This is a genomic window from Aeromicrobium sp. (genome assembly GCF_014378035.1).
Classification (GTDB): Bacteria; Actinomycetota; Actinomycetes; order Propionibacteriales; family Nocardioidaceae; genus Aeromicrobium.
Window position 1 is genome coordinate 1 of record NZ_JACMOM010000034.1, and the last position, 18,458, is coordinate 18,458.

The window sequence follows — 18,458 nt, forward strand, 5'->3', positions numbered from 1 at the left end:
CGAGAACCGGTACATCGGGCTCAGCACACATCCCAACATCCTCGGTTTCTGCGCGATGCTCGGACTGGCGCTGATCCCGTTCCTGCTGCAAGAGCTGCCACGGAGATTCAGCTGGGTCGTCCTCCTTGCGGCCGCGAGCTGCGGCTATGGCATCTGGATCAGCGGAAGCCGTGCGGCACTGCTGGTCGCCGGAGCGGTGATGGTGCTCTACCCGCTCCTGGCTCGATCCATCGGGGCCGCGCTGGTGCTGTTCGGTCTCGGCATCGTCCCGGTCTTCCTGGTCGGACGGACGCTGTCGTCAGGCGAGGTCGGCAACAACATCATCGGCCGACTCGCAGGTGGCGGCAGCGCAACGGCGTCCGACCAGGCCAGAGAGGCTCTGGCTGCGACAACCCTCGACCGGTTTCTGGCGCACCCACTCTTCGGAGTCGGGTTCGGAGAAGTGCTGGAGGCCCACAACATCTACCTGCAGGTTGCGGCCGCCGGCGGTGTCGCCGTGCTGCTCTTCTACATCGTGCTCCTGCTGTCGGTCTTGCGGCAGCCGTTCGCCATCGGATCGTCCTACCGGCTGCTGGCGCTCCCGGCCATGGCCTACGCCTTGATCGGCCCCATCACCCCACTGCTCTGGGATCGTTACATCTGGTGTGCGTTGGCCATCCCTTTCCTCGTGGCGGCCAGCGGGAAGCAAGAGCCAGCCGAGTCGTCCCCCCACAACGTCATGACCAAGGAGAACGCATGAAGGTCGCCCGCCGGTTCCGGTCCGCCGCGATGCGCACGCGCCAGACCATCACCTCATTCGACAACGGTTGGAGCATCCTCCGCCAGATCCTCACGAGGTCCGATGATCTGGTCTACCAGGTCGGGACGCTGCAGATCACCGGCCCGAACGTGCCGGGCGCCCGAGTCCCCGTCTACGAGGTGTTCTCCGAGGACGAGTACAGCATGGAGTGGTTCTCCCAGGGCCTGGGACGCAACCCGGTCCTCGTCGACATCGGAGCGCACATCGGGTGCTTCTCGCTGCAGTTCGTCACGCGACACCCGGGCGCGCGCGTCGAGGCCTACGAGCCGACGCCGTCGACCGGCTCCTACCTGCAGGCCAATGTCGAGGCCAACGGGCTCTCCGGCCAGATCGCGGTTCATCGTCGCGCTGTCGCCGCCACCGCCGGCCAGCTCGTCATGGCCGACAACGGTGCAGGCAGCGGGCACAACGGAGTGCTCCACCTGGGTGAGGCCGGATCGGTCACGATCGAGGTGCCCTGTGTCAGCCTTGCCGATGTCTTCGAGGCCGTCGGCGGCCAGGTCGACCTGATCAAGATGGACGCCGAGGGCGCCGAGTACGACATCATCCTCAACTCTTCACCGGAGTCCATGTCCGGTGTCCGGCGGGTCGTCATGGAGTACCACGCACTGCCCGGTCATTCTTTTGAGGAGCTCGAGTCGCGCCTCGGCGAGGGTGGGTTGACGCTCGTCCGGCGCGAGCGCTACGCCAGCGGGTTGGGTCTCGCCTGGTTTGCCCGCGACATCGTCGGGTGAACCAGAAGTTGATCGCCCACACTGTTTGATTCAACACACGGTTTGATTCAACACAGAGTTTGATTCAACACAGAGTTTGATTCAACACAGAGCGGCGGCGCCGACTCGGTGAGGAGTGGGCGCCGCCTGGCCAGCTGGCTCAGCTACCAGGCGTGCTGTGATCTGTGTCGTCGCGTCCCCTCACCCGTGAGGGTGTCGGAGTCCGTCGAGCGACTTCCCCTCTAGGACGGGTGATCGCCGCGTGGGTACTGAGCTGCTGTGCCGCTGTGGAGTTCTTGATACTTTTGTACGCCAGTTCGCGCGAGAGTGACAAGACCTACTCGCGCGTAATATTTTGTGCGTCGGTTCACAGCTCGCGCGCAGGCCGGGCGGAGGTGTCTAGGGTTGGGGCATGTCCAGCCATCGTCCTGTCCTGGTGGCGATGATCGCGATCGGGCTGCTCATGGGCTGCTCCAGCGCACAGTCGGGCCGACCGGACGGCGGTGACGGTGGGACGTACGTGGCACTGGGCGACTCATTCGTGTCGGGCCCGGGCATCGACGATCAGGACGTCACGAGCCCGTCGTGCTTCCGGTCGAACCACAACTACGCGAGCCTTGTCGCGCAATCGCACAGCCAGCAGAAGTTTGTCGACGTGAGCTGCGGAGGGGCGACGACAGACACAGTGAGCGGTCCACGCACGATGGAGGACGGCGTCACGATCGGGCCGCAGCTCGATGCGGTGACGACTGCAACGCAGCTCGTCACGATCGGTGTCGGTGCCAACGATGCGGGGGCGACCGCCGGGCTGTTCACCTACTGCTTGCTCCCGGCCACTGCCACCGACGCCATGTGTCAGGAATTCGCTTCGACGTACATGCCTACGGTCTACGACGCATCTCGCGACCGGGTGAGCGCGATCGTGGAAAAGGTTCGCGCGAAAGCGCCCAAGGCGCGCATCGTTCTCGTGGGCTACCTGCGAATCGTCCCGGAGGAGGGTCAGTGCGCGACACTGCCCCTCACCGAGACTCGGCGGGCGGCTGCCTTCATGGTGGAAAGCTCGCTGAACTCAATGCTGCGTGACGCCGCGGCCCGGTCTGATGTGGACTTCGTCGACGTTCGAGGCGCGTCCCGCGGTCACGACGTCTGTGCCGGCAGGGATGCCTGGGTCAACGGGATCGCGAACGTCCCGGGCGACGGCGCCTACCTGCATCCCAATGGGGCAGGCATGGATAACGTCGCAGATGTCGTGCTCGGGGTTCTCGCCGACCGCTGACTGACCTTGCAGCCGGAGGAGTCAGGCGGCGACGCGGTGCTTGCGTCGCGTCACGAACGCCACGGTGATGGCGCCGACGGCGCTCGCCACGACGGCTGCTGCCGCCGCCTTGCCCACCCGTGTGTCGAGGCCCAGCCTGCGGCGGAGCGCGACCGGTCGTACGAAGACCAGCACGGGCCAGCCGTTCTCCTCGGCCATGCGGCGCAGGTTCTTGTCGGGGTTGACCGCGAAGGGATGACCGACCGCGCTCAGCATCGGCGCGTCAGTCTCGGAGTCGGAGTAGGCGTACGACTCGCTGAGGTCGTAACCCCGCTCCAGGGCGAGCTGCTCCATCGCAACAGCCTTGTGGGGGCCGTACGCGTAGAACTCGACGTCGCCGGTGTATCGACCGTCGGCGTGCACGAGGGTCGTGGCGATGACGTGGTCGACGCCGAGCATCGCGCCGATGGGTTCGACGACCTCGGTGCCCGAGGCCGAGACGATGATGACGTCGCGTCCGGCCGCCTGGTGCTGCTCGATGAGGGTCACAGCCTCGTCGAACACGATCGGGTCGATGATCGTGTGCAGGGTCTCGGCGACCGCCTGGCGAACGACCTCGACGTCCCACCCCGTGACCATCTGCGTGAGGTAGGCACGCATCTTCTCGAGCTGGTCGTGGTCGGCGCCGCTGAGGGCGAACATGAACTGTGCGTAGGCGCTGCGCAGCACGGCCCGACGGCTGAGCAGCCCGCCGTCGTAGAAGGGCTTGCTGAACGCCAGCGTGCTCGACTTGGCGATGATGGTCTTGTCCAAGTCGAAAAATGCGGCGGACCTCGTGGGGCTCACCCGACAAGGATAGGCCGGTCCACATCCCGTTGGGTCAGGCTCGGCCGTCCACAGGGTCACCGAATCTGCTGTGCTCGTCGGTCCGAGCGGTCGATCGTCGATGTATGCCCGATGCTGCGCTGCCCCTGATCGCCACTGCAGACGAACGCCTCCTCGACGACTCGCTGCGGTGGTGCGCGGCCGTGGGGGTCATACCTGAGGTCGCGCCGGACCTCACGGCGGCTCGGCGTTCGTGGCGGCAGGCGTCACTGGTCATCGTTGGTGCAGACCTGGCCGAACGCATGTCGCGGGCCGAGCTGCCCCGGCGCGACCACGTCCTGCTGGTGGCACCCGACCCTGCGTCGTGGTGGCCTACAGCCGTTGCGCTGGGTGCGGTCGACGTCTTCGGCACGTCCGACGAGGCCCGCATCCTCGAGGCGCTCGCGGCTGCTCTCGACGGTCGTGACGCGGCGTGCCTCGTGAGCGTCGTGGGTGCGTCGGGTGGTGTCGGTGCCTCGACGCTCGCTGCCGCACTCGCGCTTGCCGGCACCCAACGAGGCCTGCGGACGCTTCTGTTGGATGCCGATCCGCTCGGGGGCGGCATCGAGCTGGTGCTGGGCTCGGAGCGGTCCGAGGGGCTGAGGTGGGGCGATCTCGACGCGACCCGCGGCCGGCTCAGCGCTGGGTCGCTGGCCGACGTGCTGCCGCACCACCAAGGCCTGGCGACCCTCACCTGGGGCCGGGCGGACGAGGCGGTCCTGCCGGCGTCCGTGCCGTCGGTGCTCAGTGCTGCGGTCCGGGGGTTCGATCTCGTGGTCGCCGACGTGCCGCGCCATCTCGACGTGCATGGGGCCGACATCGTGGGACGTTCGGTGCTCACGATTCTTGTCGTCGCGGAGGAGATCTGCGGTGTCGGCGCAGCCCGTCAGACCTTGGCGCGCGTGCGGCAGTTCGCCTCGTCGGTCGCCGTCGTGAGTGTCAGCCGACCGGGGGGCATCGGCGTTGGCGCCGTTGCGGAGGCGCTGGGCCTGCCCGTCGTGGCACGCCACCGACTCGACCGCCGAATCAGAGGGGCACTGGACCGAGGCCACGGCCCAGGCAGGTCGCGGGCAGCGAGGCGTACGTCCGCCCAGCTGCTCGACACCCTCGGTCTCGAATCGGTATGAGCAACCCACAGATTGTCGAGCGCATCCGACAGCGGCTCGCCAACGAGACCACGGAGCCCACGGCCCACAGCGTCGCGGCGGCCCTGCGCGCCGAGCATCAGCTCGCGGGCAGCGGCACGGTGCTCGCGCTGGTCGACCAGCTGCGCAGCGAGACGCGGGGCGCCGGTCCCCTCGACGCGTTGCTCGCGCTGCCCGGTGTCACCGACGTGCTCGTCAACGGGCCCGACGAGGTCTACCTCGACCGTGGGATGGGCCTCGAGCGCGCTGCGGTGAGCTTTCCCGACGAGGAGTCCGTGCGCCGGCTCGCGCAACGTCTCGCCACGCAGGCCGGACGGCGTCTCGACGACGCCAGCCCGTGGGTCGACGCCCGGCTCGCCGACGGCACACGTCTACACGCGGTACTCGCGCCGCTGGCCAGGCCCGGAACCCTCGTGTCGCTCAGGGTCCCGGCCCGTCGGTCGTTCACGCTCACCGAGCTCGTGTCGGCAGGGTCGCTGTCGGACGAGGCGTCCGAGTGCCTGCGTCGGGTCGTGTCCAGCCGGGCGGCGTTCATCGTCACGGGTGGCACGGGGTCGGGGAAGACCACACTGCTCGCGGCGCTCCTTTCCACGGTCGATCCCTCCGAACGACTGGTCATCGTGGAGGACGCGACCGAGCTGCGTCCCGACCATCCTCATGTCGTCGGGCTCGAGGCGCGACCCGCCAATGTCGAGGGTGCCGGGCTGGTCACGGTGCGCGACCTCGTGCGGCAGGCATTGCGCATGCGTCCGGACCGCCTCGTCGTCGGCGAGGTGCGGGGTGCCGAGGTCGTCGATCTTCTTGCCGCTCTCAACACCGGGCACGAGGGGGGTTGCGGCACCCTCCACGCCAACTCCGCGGCCGACGTCCCGGCAAGGTTCGAGGCGCTCGGGGTGGCTGCGGGGCTTCCTCGGGAGGCGGTCCACAGCCAGCTGGGGTCCAGCCTCGACCTGGTGATCCACCTGGCCCGCGGTGTCGGCGGAGTGCGCCGGGTCGAGCAGGTCGCGGTGTTCCAGCGGTCCAGTGACGGGCTCGTGACGTGCGTCCCGGCTCTCGACCTCGGGTCAGGCGCGGCCTCGCCCGGCCCTGGGCACGATCGCCTGCTGGACATCCTGTCGTGACGCCCATCGCCGCGCTGGCTGCGGCTGTCGCGGTGCTGCTCTGGCGCCCACCGGGTCGCTGGCTGGTCCGGCAGAGGCTCGGCTGCACACGGTCGTCGTCGAACAGCCGGGCGCCGCTGGCTCTCGGGCTGGTGTCCTTGAGCCTCATTGCCCCGTTGACATTCGCTGTCTCAGCACCTCGGCTGATCCTCGCGCTCACGGCGTGCCTCGTCGCGACCTTCGTGACACGAGTCGTGCACGACGGCCGGAGTCGGCGCCGCGCGGGCGCGCGCAGCACTGCGGTGGCAGAGTCGATCGGCCTGATGGCAGCAGAGCTGCGCGCGGGTAATCTCCCGCAGCGCGTCCTCGCCGGCCTGGCACCGGACTTCGAGTTCTTGGCGCCTGCGGCCCGCGCGGCTGACCTGGGCGGCGACGTGCCGGCAGCGTTGCTAGACGCGTCGAGCGAGCCCGGTGCCGAGCTCCTCGCCGAGCTGTCGGGGGCCTGGTACGTCGCAGACCGGGCCGGTGCTCCGCTGGCCCGCATCCTCGACCGCCTCGAGCAGACTGCCCGGGAGGACCTCGAGATCGAGCGCGAGGTGCAATCCGGGCTCGCGCCGGCCCGCGCCACCGGCCGCCTGATGGCGGTGCTGCCGCTCTTCGGGCTTGCCCTCGGCTCGGGCATGGGTGGCGACCCTGTTGCCATCCTCACCAGCACCCTTCCCGGCGCGCTGTGCCTGGCGGCGGGGTCGGCCCTCGCGTGTGCCGGGGTGGCCTGGGTCGAGCGCATCGCCACGACGGGAGAACAGTGATCATCGCGGCTGTTCTGGCGGGTCTTGCCATGTGGTGTGCGGTGCCGGCTGGCTCCGCGGTACGGCGACGCGCGCTGTTCGGGGTGGCGCGCGAGCGCCGGCACGTCGATGCCCGCCTCGCTGCCGCGCTGATGGCCCCTGTCGGCGCAGTCCTCGTCCTCGGCATCCCGGTAGGTCTCCTTGTCGGTGCGGCAGTGGCGCCGTTGGTGCACCGTGCGGTCGGACGTCTCGAGGCGGGGGTGGCGCGACGCCGGACCGCGCAGATTGCGCTGCAGCTGCCGACAGCGCTCGATCTCATGGTCGCCGCGCTCGAGGTCGGTCGACCACCGGTCACGGCCTTCGCCCTCGCCTCCGTGGGCACCAACGACCCTTTGGGTCCTGAGCTCGCTCTCGTCGCGAGCCGGTTGGCGGTCGCGGGTGACTCGCAGGCGGTGTGGCGCTCGGTGGCCGACGACCCGACCCTTGCGCAGGTGGGCAGGGCGTTCCGACGTGCCGAGATGTCGGGCATGCCGGTGGCGCAGGTCGTTGCCGGGGTCGCCGACGAGCTGCGAAGGGATCGTCGGGCACACCGACGCGAGCAGAGCAGCAAGGTCGGGGTCCGTACGGCCGGTCCGCTGGGCATCTGCTTCCTGCCGGCGTTCTTCCTCGTCGGCATCGTCCCGACGATCATCGCGATGTTCCGCACGTTCACCTGGTGATGTCAGGGCCTGACCTCGTGGCCAGAGGCCGCGCCGTCCACAAGGGGTCAAGGCCGCACGGTCATCCCCAGTCAGCGTGACCTGCGCGCAGATCAGGGGCCGGCACGCGCATCTTCCTTTCGACATGTTCATCCACCGAAAGGACCACCCATGAAGAAGTTGCTTCACCGTCGTCAGGCAGATCGTGGCATGACGACTGCCGAGTACACCGTCGGAACGCTCGGCGCATGCACCATCGGCGGCGTGCTGGTCAAGGTCGGCCAGTCGCCCTGGTTCGGAAGTCTCGTCGAAGACCTCTTCAACAAGATCCCGAGCATCCTGCCGTTCTGATCCACCGGTCCGGGGCGGTTGGCATACCGCCCCGGACCCCGTCAACGAAGGAGCTGCCATGAGACACCATCTCGAACGAGGCATGGCCACCGCTGAATACACCGTCGGCACGCTTGGCACCGTGATGATCGCCGTCGTGCTCTACAAGCTCGGCATGCTCGACCACGACAATCCGTGGTTCGAGAGCTTTCGCAAGGTCCTCGAGCGCGCCCTGATGTGGCGCCGCCTGGTCGACTTCATCCCGGGCCTGGGGATCAGGCTGTGAGTCGTCGCAGCGATGGAGGCATGGTCACCGCCGAGCTGGCGACGATAGCCCCGTTCGCGGTCGCGTTCACCTTCCTGCTGCTCTGGGTGGTGTCCCTGGGCCTCACCCAGGTGCGCCTCGCCGATGCGTCACGAGAGGCGGCGCGGGTGATCGCGCGCGGCGAGTCGGTCGACGCAGCCCGTCGCCTCGCGATGCAGCAGTCACCGCCTGGAGCCAAGGTCTCGGTCGACTCCGAACGGGGGCTGGTCACCGTCACCGTGACGGCCCGGTCCAGGATGCCGCTGCCGTTCTTTTCCGGCATCGGGGCCCGCACGATGGGGTCCTCGTCGGTGGCCGCCCAGGAGTCTCCGTGACGTCGATCCGCGACCGTGGCGCCGCGACCGTCATGGCGGCCTCGGTCACGGTCCTCCTCGTCATCGCGGCGCTGTTGGTCACGCAGGTGGCCGGTCTCGTCCGGCTCCGGCACCGGGTCGCTGCGGCGGCAGATCTGGCGGCGCTCGCGTCGAGCCGCGCGAGCATCGACGGGCGCGACGGGTGTGCGGCGGGCCGCGACGTCGCACACCGCAACGGCGCAGAGCTGCTGACCTGTCGCATGGACTACGACGTCGCCACGGTCACCGGCCGCGCGACGAGCCTCACGTGGTGGGGTCACCGCTGGGCCTTCGAGCAGGATGCCCGAGCTGCTCCCGACTTCTACCTCCCGTGATCGGGAGCGTCGGCGAGAAGGGCATCCAGCAGCTTCACGGCACCCGCCTTGTCGAGGGGTTCGTTGCCGTTGCCGCACTTGGGGGAGTGGACGCACGAGGGGCAGCCGGTCGCGCACTCGCAGGCGCTGATGGCGTCGCGCGTGACGCGCAACCAGCGCGCCGCCACGTCGTACCCTCGTTCGGCGAAGCCGGCGCCACCGGGGTAGCCGTCGTAGACGAAGACCGTGAGGGTTCCGGTGTCCGCGTGCAGTGCCGTCGACACGCCACCGATGTCCCAGCGGTCGCACGTGGCGAGCAGTGGCAGCAGTCCGATGGCCGCGTGCTCCGCCGCGTGGGCCGAGCCGGGGATGTCGGCGTTCTCGAGGGCCTCCGCCACGGCGTCGGCCTCGAGGGTCCACCAGACGGCCTTGGTCTGTAACGTCCGTTCGGGCAGATCGAGCGGCTCCTCGCCGATCACGCCACCGCCGGTCGTGCTCCGCATCATGTACGACACGACCTGGTTGACGACATCGACCGACCCGAACGACATCGCTGCCGCTCCCCACTGCACCGTCCGCTCGATGTCGGTCACGGCGATCTCGGTCACCGACTTTGCCATCGTCGAGTACTCCGGGTTGTCGCGGTGGACGATCGCCACCCCGTGCTCGACGTCGTAGTGGTCGACGACGTGCACGTCACCCTGGTGCACGTACACCGCGCCCTCGTGAACTGTCGAGTCCGCAGACCCACCGTCCACGGTGCCGATCAGTCGTCCGGTCGCGTCGTCGACGATCTGCACGGGCGCTCCACCGCTCGACCTGATGTCGGCGAGATCGCTGGCGCGTTCCCGTTTCGTCCAGAACCAGCCGGCCTGCCGCTTGCGGAGCCACCCGGCGGCTTCGAGCGCGGCGACACCCTCAGCAGTCCGCGGTCCGAACAGCGGAAAGTCGTCCTCGGTCAGGGGTATCTCCTGGGCCGCAGCTGCGAGGTGCGGCCCGAGGACGTAGGGGTTGTCGGGGTCGAACACCGACGCTTCGACCGGGGTGCCGAGGAGTGCCTCCGGATGGTGCACCAGGAAGGTGTCGAGCGGGTCGTCGCGGGCCACGAGAATGCCGATGGAGTCACGCCCCGAGCGGCCGGCCCGGCCGAACTGTTGCTGCAGCGCGGCGCGTGTGCCGGGGAAGCCGACGCTGATCACCGCGTCGAGCCCGGCGATGTCGATGCCGAGCTCGAGGGCGTTGGTGCTCGCCAGGCCGAGCAGGTCGCCGCTGCGCAACCGTTGCTCGAGCTCGCGGCGCTCCTCCGGCAGGTAGCCGCCCCGGTACGTCGCGACGCGGCGGGGAAGCTCAGGGTCGACCTCGGCGAGGCGCCGTTGCGCCGTCGCGGCGACGGCCTCGGCACCCTTGCGCGACCGGACGAAGACCAGCGAGCGGACCCGCCCGATGACGAGGTCGGTCAGCAGCTCGCCCGCCTCGGTCGTGGCCGACCGGCGCACCACCGCATCAGGCGTGTCCGGGCCCGAGCCTGGCGTGTGCAGGCCGGGGATGAGCGGTGGTTCCCACAAGGCGATCGTGCTGGCTGCGTGGGGCGAGGCGTCATCGGTCACCGGCACGACGTCGAGGCCCGTGAGCCGGGCGGCGAACACCTCAGGGTCCGCCACCGTCGCCGAGGAGAGAACGAACACCGGGTCGGCGCCATAGAAGGCGCAGATTCGTCGCAGCCGGCGCAGGACGTGCGCGACGTGTGCCCCGAACACACCCCGGTAGTGGTGGCACTCGTCGACGACCACGTGCGTCAGCCCCCCGAGCACGCGCGTCCAGCGGGCGTGCCCGGGCAGGATCGAGTGGTGCAGCGTGTCGGGGTTCGTGAGCAGATAGTTGGCGTGGTCACGCGCCCACGCACGCTCCTCGCGCGAGTTGTCGCCATCGACCGTCGCAGGTCTGGCGAACGACGACGCACCAGCGAGGCGGCGGAGCTGGTCGGCGGCCAAAGCCTTGGTGGGCGCGAGGTAGAGCACGGTGGGCAGGCGGTTGCCACGCAGCGAGCTGCCAGACCGTCCCGCTGCCAGCCCGGTCAGTGCCGGGGCTTGGAACGCCAGCGACTTTCCCGACGCCGTCCCGGTCGCGATGACAGTGTGACGGCCCGCGTGGACGTGGTGCAGGGCCTCGGCCTGGTGTCCCCACAAGGCGGTGATCCCCTCGGCCTCGTACATGGCGCGCACATCAGGATCGACCCAGCCGGGCCACGGCTCGACGACGGCCTCGCGCGCGGCCACCCGCTCGACGTGGGTGACGCGTTCGCCGTATCGCAACACGAGATCGGCGGGGTCCACCTGCCGAGTGTCCCAGACCTCCGGCTGGCGTTCAGCGTCTCGGCGGGTGCTGGCCGATCGTGATTGAATGCAGGCCAACGAAGGAGTGGGAATGGAGCTGGCACTGACGTCGCGCACGGTCGAGGCGTTCGAAATCATCGAGGTGGGCGGCGAGATCGACGTCTACACCGCTCCCAAGCTCCGTGAAGCGATCGTCGCTGCTGTGGACGCCGGCCACACCAAGCTGATCATCGACGTGCAGCGTGTCGACTTCCTCGACTCGACAGGCCTCGGGGTCCTGGTCGGTGCGCTCAAGCGGGTACGGGCCGATGGCGGATCGCTCGACATCGTCTGCACGCAGGAACGCATCCTCAAGATCTTCGAAATCACGGGCCTCGACAAGGTCTTTGGTCTGCACTCGTCGATCGACGGAGCCCGCGCCGCCCACGCTTGACCCTGTGCACCCTCACATGCTGACTGCCCTGTAACCTCCGTCACGTCGGTCGGATGTCTGGTCGGCGCTTTTTTCTTGCCTTATTTCATGGAGGATTTTTCATGGCGAACGCAACACTTGTTGCCGCAGCCGGGGGCCTCGATCTCTCCAACGACAACACGATCATCGTGTCGATCGTTGCCGGGATCGGCGTCCTCGCTCTCATCATGGCGGCGGTCTTCCGCGCCGAAGTACTCAAGGCCTCTCAAGGCACCGAGAAGATGCAGGAGATCGGGCTCGCCGTCCAGGAGGGCGCCTCGGCGTACCTCGGACGCATGTTCAAGACTCTCGCGATCTTCGCCGTGCTGGCCTTCGGCCTGCTCTTCCTTCTTCCCGGTGACGCTGACATCCGTATCGGCAGGTCGCTGTTCTTCCTGCTCGGTGCCGGGTTCTCGGCGCTCATCGGCTACCTCGGCATGTGGCTGGCCACCCGCGCGAACATCCGCGTCGCTGCTGCCGCCCAGAGCGAAGGTCGCGAGCGGGCCATGCGCATCGCGTTCCGCACCGGTGGTCACGTGGGCATGATGACCGTCGGCCTCGGCCTGATCGGTGCCTCGTCCGTCGTGCTGATCTACCAGGGCGACGCTCCCGACGTTCTCGAGGGCTTCGGGTTCGGCGCTGCTCTGCTCGCGATGTTCATGCGCGTCGGCGGCGGCATCTTCACCAAGGCTGCTGACGTCGGAGCCGACCTCGTCGGCAAGGTCGAGCAGAACATCCCCGAGGACGACCCACGAAACGCCGCGACGATCGCCGACAACGTCGGCGACAACGTCGGTGACTGCGCCGGCATGGCAGCCGACCTCTTCGAGTCGTACGCCGTCACCTTGGTCGCCGCGCTGATCCTCGGATCGGTCGCGTTTGGCGAGAAGGGTCTCGTGTTCCCGCTCATCGTGCCGGCAATCGGCGCACTGACCGCGATCATCGGTGTCTACATCACCCGCCCGCGGGTCGGAGAGAACGGCCTGGCGACGATCAACCGGTCGTTCTACATCAGCGCCGTCATCTCGGCCATCGCCGCGTCCGTCGTGGCGTTCATCTTCCTGCCCGACACGTTCAGCAAGCTCAACATCCCCAAGCCCACGGGCCTGACCGGCCAACTGTTCCCCGACACGACGTCGGGTCTTGACGGCTCGCCGCGCCTGATCGCGATCATCGCGGTGCTCATCGGCATCGTGCTGGCGGCGATCATCCTGGCACTCACCGGCTACTTCACCGGCACCGAGACCCGTCCGGTCAAGGACGTCGGCAAGACCTCGCTGACCGGCGCGGCCACCGTCATCCTGTCCGGGCTGTCAGTCGGCTTCGAGTCGGCCGTCTACACCGCACTCGTGATCAGCGCGGCCGTCTTCGGGGCATTCCTGCTCGGCAGCGGCTCGATCATCGTGTCCCTCTTCGCTGTCGCACTCGCAGGCTGCGGCCTGCTCACGACAGTCGGCGTCATCGTCGCGATGGACACCTTCGGGCCCGTCAGCGACAACGCCCAGGGCATCGCCGAGATGTCGGGCGACGTCGACGTGCAGGGCGCCCAGATCCTCACCGAGCTCGACGCCGTCGGCAACACCACGAAGGCCATCACCAAGGGCATCGCGATTGCCACGGCAGTGCTGGCGGCCACCGCGTTGTTCGGAGCCTTCACCGACAACATCAAGGAACAGCTCGTGCTGGTGCTCAAGGGCATCACGTCCGAGCAGGGCCAGGCGAAGTTTGCGAACGGCCTCACCATCAGCGACCAGCAGGCGCTGACCGGTGTGTTCAACATCGCCGACCCGAGCAACCTGGTCGGACTCATCATTGGCGCCGCCGTGGTGTTCCTCTTCTCCGGCCTCGCGATCAGTGCGGTCGGCCGTGCCGCCGGCGCCGTCGTCTACGAGGTGCGCCGTCAGTTCCGGGAGATCCCCGGAATCATGGAGGGCACCGGCCGACCCGAGTACGGCAAGGTCGTCGACATCTGCACGCGCGACTCGCTGCGCGAGCTGGCGACCCCGGGCATCTTGGCCATCTTCGCGCCGATCGCCGTCGGATTCGGACTGGGCGTGGGTGCCCTCGGCGCCTACCTCGCCGGAGCCATCGCGACCGGGACGCTGATGGCGGTCTTCCTGGCCAACGCCGGTGGCGCGTGGGACAACGCCAAGAAGCTCGTCGAGGACGGTAGCCACGGAGGCAAGGGTTCGCCCGCGCACGAGGCGACCATCATCGGTGACACCGTGGGTGACCCGTTCAAGGACACCGCTGGTCCGGCCATCAACCCGCTGCTGAAGGTCATGAACCTGGTGGCTCTTCTGATCGTGCCGCTCGTCATCAAGTTCACGTACGGCAACGACGCCAGCGACCTGCTCCGCTACAGCATCGCCGGCGTCTCGGCGGTCATCATCGTCGCCGCGGTGTACATCTCGAAGCGTCGTCCGATCGCCATCGGCGAGGAGCCGATCGCGGAGAAGATCGCCGTCTAGCAGCACCGCCCCACACGGCGCACGGATGCCCGGTCGAGAGTCATCGGCCGGGCATCCGTGCGTCATCCGGCGTCTGGCAAGGTGGTCGGATGCTTGCTGATGCGGACGTGCAGACCCTTCGCGCCGCCCTGACCAAAGCGGAGTTCACGGTCGACGCGGTGTTCGCCCTGCTCGGCGCCGAGGCGCACCGTGCGCTGGGCCGCAACCAGACTGTCCCGGCCGTGCGTGCCACGTCGGGCACCGGGCCGCTGGCCACGCTCGTGCGCCTCTTCACCTTGCAGGTCCCGGTGAGCAGGGCACGTGCTGAAGAGGCCCTCACTGGCGCCGTCGGCGCGCTGCTCGATGCCGGCATTCTCGAGGCGTCCGGCGACGAGGTGCGTGCGCTCACCGACATCCGGCCCTACGGCGACGAGGACCACGACTGGTGGGTCGTGTGCGATCCGACGCCCGGTCTCGACGGACGGCAGGCGCCCATGGACCCTGCTCACGTCCTGGGCATCAGCGAGGCCTCATCGTCGCTCGCACAGCTGACGGTGCGCGCGCCGGTCGGTCGTGCCCTCGACCTCGGCACCGGTTGTGGCGTCCAGGCCCTGCACCTCGCCCAGCACGCGGCGGAGGTGGTCGCGACCGATGTCAATGCGCGGGCGCTCGACATGGCGCGCCTGACGGCCGCGATGAACGGGGTCGACATCGACGTCCGCGACGGCAGCCTCTTCGATCCGGTGGCCGGCGAGACCTTCGACCTGATAACGACGAATCCGCCGTTCGTGATCTCGCCGCCCGGCAGCGAGAAGCTGGTCTACCGCGACTCCGGCATGCCCGGCGACAGCGTCGTCCGACACCTCGTCGAGAATGCGGAGAGTCATCTCAACGAGGGTGGGTGGTGCCAGATCCTGGCCAACTGGGCCCACCACGACGGGCTCGACTGGCAGGGCGAGCTCGAGCAGTGGTTCGACGGTCGCGGACTCGACGCCTGGGTGCTGCAGCGCGAGCTGGTCGACCCGGCCGCGTACGTCGAGATGTGGCTCGCGGACGCCGGCCTCGCGACTGCTCCGGACTATGTCCGGCGCTACGACGCGTGGCTCGACTGGTTCGCCGGCGAGCGGATAGACGGCATCGGATTCGGCTGGCTGAGCATGCGCCGGACGAAGCAGGCGCCCGTCCGGCTGTTCGAGGAGTGGACCGGCGAGATCGCGCCACCCATCGGTCCGGCCGTGGCGGCCTGGGGGTTGCGGGCCGATCTGCTGCGCGGACTCGACGATCGCGCAGTGCTCGACCTCGCGTTCCAGCAGGCGCCCGACCTGGTCGAGGAGACCCGTGGACCGGTCGGTGCGGAGCATCCGAGCACGATCGTGCTGCGTCTTCAGCAGGGCGTGCGGCGTTCGCGCCAGGTCGACACCGTGGAGGCCGGGCTGGTCAGCGCGAGCGAGGGGGACCTGGGCGCGGGCCAGATCCTCGATGCCCTTGCTTCCCTGCTCAACCGGGACGCTTCGGACCTGCGCAGGGACTACGTGGGCTCGGTGCGGTCGCTGGTGGCCGACGGCTTCCTCGCCTGACGTCCGGTGGCGCAAGAGGCAGTACAGGCGTGGTGAGTCGAGCTGGAGGTGCCGACGGCGGTCACGAGCACGGGCATGCCGACAGGCGGGCCGCCGCGCGGTGCCCCCGGGATGCGGGGGTGTGGCACAGCGAGGAAAATCGATGCATGACTTCGTCCTCCCAGGGGAGCCTCACCCAGCCCCAAGGCCTCGTCGACCTGCCCGGCTACGACCTTCCGGGTGTGGTGCTGCGGTCGTGGGACGCGTTCATCGCGCTCGTCGACGAAGCAGATCTGTCGGCGTCGACCCGCCTCCGCGGCTGGACGGTCCGCGAGGTGGCCGTGCACCTCGGCACGTGGGAGGGGCAATCTCCGTTGACCCTTGCGGTGGAGAGCCTGGATGCCGCCGGCAACAGCGAGCCGGCCGACCCGGACACGTTCAACGCCGGGGTGGTCGCCGCCCAGGTCGGTGCCACGGACGATGAGGTGCGGGGCGCTCTTCGAGCGTCGCGGGATGCCTCGGCATCCTTCTTCGAGTCCGGCTCCGCTCGGGAGCACGGCAAGCGGCACGTGGCAAGCGTGCTGGGCCCGATGCCGTTGCTGACACTCGTGCACTCGGGCTGTTACGAGCTCGCGGTGCACGCGCTGGACGTCGCCGGAACGACCGGTGCCGCCGTCGACCCTCGGCTGCTCGCCGACGGCGTGGCAGCGCTCGCCGACTCGGTCGGTGGACTGGCCGCACGCTCCGGCATCGCGACGACGGTGCAGATCGTCGACGAGGCGGCCGGGTGGGCGTTCACGTCGTCCGACAACGGCGCGTGGACCATGAGATCCATCACCGAGAAGTCGGCCGGGCCGGCTCTGTCCGGCAGCGCGAAGGACATCCTCGAGGCCGCGTCGGGCCGCGCCGATGCGCCGCTGCTGCTCGCGCGGCGTCGGCTTCACGTCTCTGAGCCCGGCGGCCTGCTGGTGCTTGCGCCGATCATCGACCAAGTGCCCGGCGTGGCTGGGGCGAGAGCGTTGAAGGCCGCCGCCCGAGGCCTCAGCGGAGTCGGATCGCTGCTCGGGCACTTCCGTCGTGGTAGGTCCTGACCAGCACCGGGTGACCGTCAATCTGACAGGTCGAGCTGCATGATCGTCAGATCGAGCCACCGACCGAACTTGGTGCCGACCTCGTCCATCTGACCCACGACGACAAACCCACGCCTCGCGTGGAGGCCGATCGAGATGGAGTTGGACGACTCGATCATGGCCATCATGCGGTGGTGCCCGGACGTCCGCGCGCGGGTCAGCAGAGCGTCCAGAAGTGCAGACGCCAAACCGCGGCCGTGAAATGTCGAGTGCACGTAGAGCGAGTTCTCGACGGTGTGGCGGTAGCCGGTCTTGGGCCTCCACGGGCCGTAGGTTGCGTACGCTGCCACCTCGCCGTCGACCTCGGCGACGAGCACCGGAAAAGCTCCCTGCTGTCGGGTGTGCAGCCACTCGCGGCGGTCGTCAAGGCCGACCTCGTGCTCGTCCCAGATGGCCGTGGTGGTGCGTACCGCCTCGTTGTGGATCGCGAGCAGGGCAGGCAGGTCGGCGTCGATCGCTTCGCGGACGATCATCGGGTCGCGTCGTCGACGTTGTACGGGGAGAGGGCCGTGTGTCTCTCGGGCCTGAACGCAGGGATGAGCTGGCCGCCCCAGCACCCGAGCGCGATCGCGGTGGCGATCGATCCACCGACCACGAAGCCACCCCAGGCGCCGACCCCATCGATGGCGGCACCGATGACCGGCGAGCTCGCTGCGCCACCGATCGTGAAGGCCGTGCCCTGCCAGCCCATCGCCTCGCCGCGGCGCTCCTCGGGTACCAGCTTGGCTATCCACTCAGCCGCGGCAGTCATGGTCGGCGCGCACAAGAACCCGGTCGGAATGACCCACAACGACAGGGACCAGGCCTCACCTCCGAGCCCGACGGGAATGGTCGTCAGGCCGAGTGCGAGCAGGAGGTAGGTGGGACGAATCGAGAAGTTGAGCGCTCCGTAGATGAGGCCTCCGAGAAGCGAGGACAAGCCCCACAGCCCGTAGGTGAGCCCGATCGCACCGACCTTGTCGAGCTCGCGGAGCTCGGCCACGACGCCGAGGTCGGTGCCGATGAGGCTGGCCATCGTGCCGCCGGAGATGAGGAAGAGGAAGGCCAGCGGAACCGACATCCAGCGGGCCTTGTGCGCCCGAACCGGTGCGTCGTCGTCTGCGTTGGACGGTTCGACCTCGTCCTTCGGCGACGAGCGGGTGGGCGGGTTGAGTCGCAGGAATATCAGACCCGCGAAGACCTCGCAGGCTCCGATCGCCAAGAGTGCCACTCCCGCTCCGGCCTGAGTGACCAGCAGCACCCCTGCGGCCGGGCCGATGATGAAGCTGGCCTCAGCGACGATGCTGTCGGCCGAGAAGGCCGTGCGCCGCTGACGTTCCTCGACCATGACGCTCAGTGACAACCGGACGATCGAGAAGATCGGGATCAGGAAGACCCCCATGAGGAAGGACAGCGGAATCAGGTAGAGGTAGGACGACGTCGCCGCCAGCGGATAGAGCACGCCGACCGCGATGATCGACGGCATGACTGCGCGGCGCAGACCGAGCCGATCGATGAGTCGGCCGCGCCAGGGCGAGCCGAACGCGGCGCCGAGCGTGGAGGACGCGGCGACGATGCCGGCCTGTGTATACGTGCCGTCGAGGGTGCCGACGACGTAGAGCGTGAAGACCAGTGGCGCAGCCATCGCGGGGATGCGCGCGAAGAAGGCAGCGACGAACAGCAGGCGGACTGGACGCTCCTGCAGCAGCTCTGAGTACCGTCGCATCCTCACCGTGCACATTCTGTCACTTCCCACAGACGCCACTGACGGGTCACGATGGCCTCGGGAACGCCTCTCTCGAGAGCATCCTGGGGAACACCGGCACACCGCCCGGCGATGATCGCCAGCGGGGGTCCGTGCCGGGATCACACCCCTCGGTGGCGTAAACCCTTGAC

The 18,458-nt window shown here is 68.7% G+C and carries 19 protein-coding genes; 15 read left to right on the plus strand and 4 right to left on the minus strand.

Annotation, left to right across the window (positions count from 1 at the left end):
- The 3 genes from H7290_RS02145 to H7290_RS02155 form a co-directional block, all read left to right on the plus strand.
- Positions 1-739 (plus strand): O-antigen ligase (locus H7290_RS02145; protein WP_290512371.1); only part of this gene is annotated, 739 nt, incomplete at its 5' end.
- Positions 736-1,533 carry an FkbM family methyltransferase gene (locus tag H7290_RS02150; protein ID WP_290512372.1) on the plus strand — a complete coding sequence of 266 codons (798 nt, stop codon included), beginning with the start codon at positions 736-738 and terminating at the stop codon, positions 1,531-1,533. The genes H7290_RS02145 and H7290_RS02150, both read left to right, overlap by 4 nt.
- Before the next feature lie 391 nt (positions 1,534-1,924).
- Positions 1,925-2,788 carry an SGNH/GDSL hydrolase family protein gene (locus tag H7290_RS02155; RefSeq protein ID WP_290512373.1) on the plus strand — a complete coding sequence of 288 codons (864 nt, stop codon included), beginning with the start codon at positions 1,925-1,927 and terminating at the stop codon, positions 2,786-2,788.
- Positions 2,789-2,809: 21 nt separating this feature from the next.
- Here H7290_RS02155 and H7290_RS02160 read toward each other — a convergent pair whose 3' ends face one another.
- Complete coding sequence (locus H7290_RS02160; RefSeq protein WP_290512374.1) at positions 2,810-3,613, minus strand: HAD family phosphatase; 804 nt, start codon at positions 3,611-3,613, stop codon at positions 2,810-2,812.
- Positions 3,614-3,717: 104 nt separating this feature from the next.
- Here H7290_RS02160 and ssd point away from each other — a divergent pair, with 104 nt between their 5' ends.
- From ssd to H7290_RS02200, 8 genes are all read left to right on the plus strand, one after another.
- A complete protein-coding gene (gene ssd / locus H7290_RS02165; protein WP_290512375.1) occupies positions 3,718-4,758 on the plus strand; it encodes a septum site-determining protein Ssd in 1,041 nt (346 codons plus the stop codon).
- Complete coding sequence (locus H7290_RS02170; RefSeq protein WP_290512376.1) at positions 4,755-5,897, plus strand: TadA family conjugal transfer-associated ATPase; 1,143 nt, start codon at positions 4,755-4,757, stop codon at positions 5,895-5,897. Before ssd ends, H7290_RS02170 begins: the two co-directional genes overlap by 4 nt.
- Positions 5,894-6,685 (plus strand): type II secretion system protein, encoded by a 792-nt coding sequence (locus tag H7290_RS02175; RefSeq protein ID WP_290512377.1) that lies wholly within the window; start codon positions 5,894-5,896, stop codon positions 6,683-6,685. The genes H7290_RS02170 and H7290_RS02175 overlap by 4 nt, the downstream gene beginning before the upstream one ends.
- Complete coding sequence (locus H7290_RS02180; protein ID WP_290512378.1) at positions 6,682-7,383, plus strand: type II secretion system F family protein; 702 nt, start codon at positions 6,682-6,684, stop codon at positions 7,381-7,383. Before H7290_RS02175 ends, H7290_RS02180 begins: the two co-directional genes overlap by 4 nt.
- 150 nt (positions 7,384-7,533) lie before the next feature.
- The gene (locus H7290_RS02185; protein WP_290512379.1) at positions 7,534-7,713 is read left to right on the plus strand and encodes a DUF4244 domain-containing protein; all 180 of its coding nucleotides are present in this window, start codon (positions 7,534-7,536) and stop codon (positions 7,711-7,713) included.
- A 58-nt stretch (positions 7,714-7,771) separates the two neighbouring features.
- Positions 7,772-7,978, plus strand: a complete 207-nt coding sequence (locus H7290_RS02190; RefSeq protein WP_290512380.1) for a DUF4244 domain-containing protein — start codon at positions 7,772-7,774, stop codon at positions 7,976-7,978.
- The gene (locus H7290_RS02195) at positions 7,975-8,331 is read left to right on the plus strand and encodes a TadE family type IV pilus minor pilin (RefSeq protein ID WP_290512381.1); all 357 of its coding nucleotides are present in this window, start codon (positions 7,975-7,977) and stop codon (positions 8,329-8,331) included. The genes H7290_RS02190 and H7290_RS02195 overlap by 4 nt, the downstream gene beginning before the upstream one ends.
- Positions 8,328-8,684: an Rv3654c family TadE-like protein gene (locus H7290_RS02200; RefSeq protein WP_290512382.1), complete on the plus strand. Its 357-nt coding sequence runs from the start codon at positions 8,328-8,330 to the stop codon at positions 8,682-8,684. The genes H7290_RS02195 and H7290_RS02200 overlap by 4 nt, the downstream gene beginning before the upstream one ends.
- Here the strand turns inward: H7290_RS02200 and H7290_RS02205 are convergent.
- Positions 8,672-10,996 (minus strand): DEAD/DEAH box helicase, encoded by a 2,325-nt coding sequence (locus H7290_RS02205; RefSeq protein WP_290512383.1) that lies wholly within the window; start codon positions 10,994-10,996, stop codon positions 8,672-8,674. The two genes, H7290_RS02200 and H7290_RS02205, sit on opposite strands and share 13 nt — an antisense overlap.
- Positions 10,997-11,087: 91 nt before the next feature.
- On the opposite strand from H7290_RS02205, the gene H7290_RS02210 reads away from it, so the two are divergent.
- The 4 genes from H7290_RS02210 (at position 11,088) to H7290_RS02225 (ending at position 16,544) form a co-directional block, all read left to right on the plus strand.
- Positions 11,088-11,429, plus strand: a complete 342-nt coding sequence (locus tag H7290_RS02210; RefSeq protein WP_290512384.1) for an STAS domain-containing protein — start codon at positions 11,088-11,090, stop codon at positions 11,427-11,429.
- A 101-nt stretch (positions 11,430-11,530) separates the two neighbouring features.
- Positions 11,531-13,918, plus strand: coding sequence for a sodium-translocating pyrophosphatase (locus H7290_RS02215; protein WP_290512385.1), 2,388 nt, complete (start codon positions 11,531-11,533; stop codon positions 13,916-13,918).
- An 89-nt stretch (positions 13,919-14,007) separates the two neighbouring features.
- On the plus strand, positions 14,008-15,474 hold the full coding sequence (locus H7290_RS02220; RefSeq protein WP_290512386.1) for a class I SAM-dependent methyltransferase: 1,467 nt from the start codon (positions 14,008-14,010) through the stop codon (positions 15,472-15,474).
- Between the two features lie 146 nt (positions 15,475-15,620).
- Positions 15,621-16,544 (plus strand): maleylpyruvate isomerase family mycothiol-dependent enzyme, encoded by a 924-nt coding sequence (locus H7290_RS02225; RefSeq protein WP_290512387.1) that lies wholly within the window; start codon positions 15,621-15,623, stop codon positions 16,542-16,544.
- 17 nt (positions 16,545-16,561) lie between these two features.
- Here the strand turns inward: H7290_RS02225 and H7290_RS02230 are convergent, their stop codons facing one another.
- Positions 16,562-17,056, minus strand: coding sequence for a GNAT family N-acetyltransferase (locus H7290_RS02230; RefSeq protein ID WP_290512388.1), 495 nt, complete (start codon positions 17,054-17,056; stop codon positions 16,562-16,564).
- A complete protein-coding gene (locus H7290_RS02235; protein WP_290512389.1) occupies positions 17,053-18,288 on the minus strand; it encodes an MFS transporter in 1,236 nt (411 codons plus the stop codon). Before H7290_RS02235 ends, H7290_RS02230 begins: the two co-directional genes overlap by 4 nt.
- Positions 18,289-18,458: the final 170 nt, after the last annotated feature.

What these genes read in the sequence shown, in the direction of transcription:
- H7290_RS02150 (WP_290512372.1), top strand. Translation starts at nt 736, where the DNA reads ATGAAGGTCGCCCGCCGGTTCCGGTCCGCCGCGATGCGCACGCGCCAG.
- H7290_RS02155 (WP_290512373.1), top strand. Translation starts at nt 1,925, where the DNA reads ATGTCCAGCCATCGTCCTGTCCTGGTGGCGATGATCGCGATCGGGCTG.
- ssd (WP_290512375.1), top strand. Translation starts at nt 3,718, where the DNA reads ATGCCCGATGCTGCGCTGCCCCTGATCGCCACTGCAGACGAACGCCTC.
- H7290_RS02170 (WP_290512376.1), top strand. Translation starts at nt 4,755, where the DNA reads ATGAGCAACCCACAGATTGTCGAGCGCATCCGACAGCGGCTCGCCAAC.
- H7290_RS02185 (WP_290512379.1), top strand. Translation starts at nt 7,534, where the DNA reads ATGAAGAAGTTGCTTCACCGTCGTCAGGCAGATCGTGGCATGACGACT.
- H7290_RS02190 (WP_290512380.1), top strand. Translation starts at nt 7,772, where the DNA reads ATGAGACACCATCTCGAACGAGGCATGGCCACCGCTGAATACACCGTC.
- H7290_RS02210 (WP_290512384.1), top strand. Translation starts at nt 11,088, where the DNA reads ATGGAGCTGGCACTGACGTCGCGCACGGTCGAGGCGTTCGAAATCATC.
- H7290_RS02215 (WP_290512385.1), top strand. Translation starts at nt 11,531, where the DNA reads ATGGCGAACGCAACACTTGTTGCCGCAGCCGGGGGCCTCGATCTCTCC.
- H7290_RS02220 (WP_290512386.1), top strand. Translation starts at nt 14,008, where the DNA reads ATGCTTGCTGATGCGGACGTGCAGACCCTTCGCGCCGCCCTGACCAAA.
- H7290_RS02225 (WP_290512387.1), top strand. Translation starts at nt 15,621, where the DNA reads ATGACTTCGTCCTCCCAGGGGAGCCTCACCCAGCCCCAAGGCCTCGTC.
- H7290_RS02230 (WP_290512388.1), bottom strand. Translation starts at nt 17,056, where the DNA reads ATGATCGTCCGCGAAGCGATCGACGCCGACCTGCCTGCCCTGCTCGCG.
- H7290_RS02235 (WP_290512389.1), bottom strand. Translation starts at nt 18,288, where the DNA reads ATGCGACGGTACTCAGAGCTGCTGCAGGAGCGTCCAGTCCGCCTGCTG.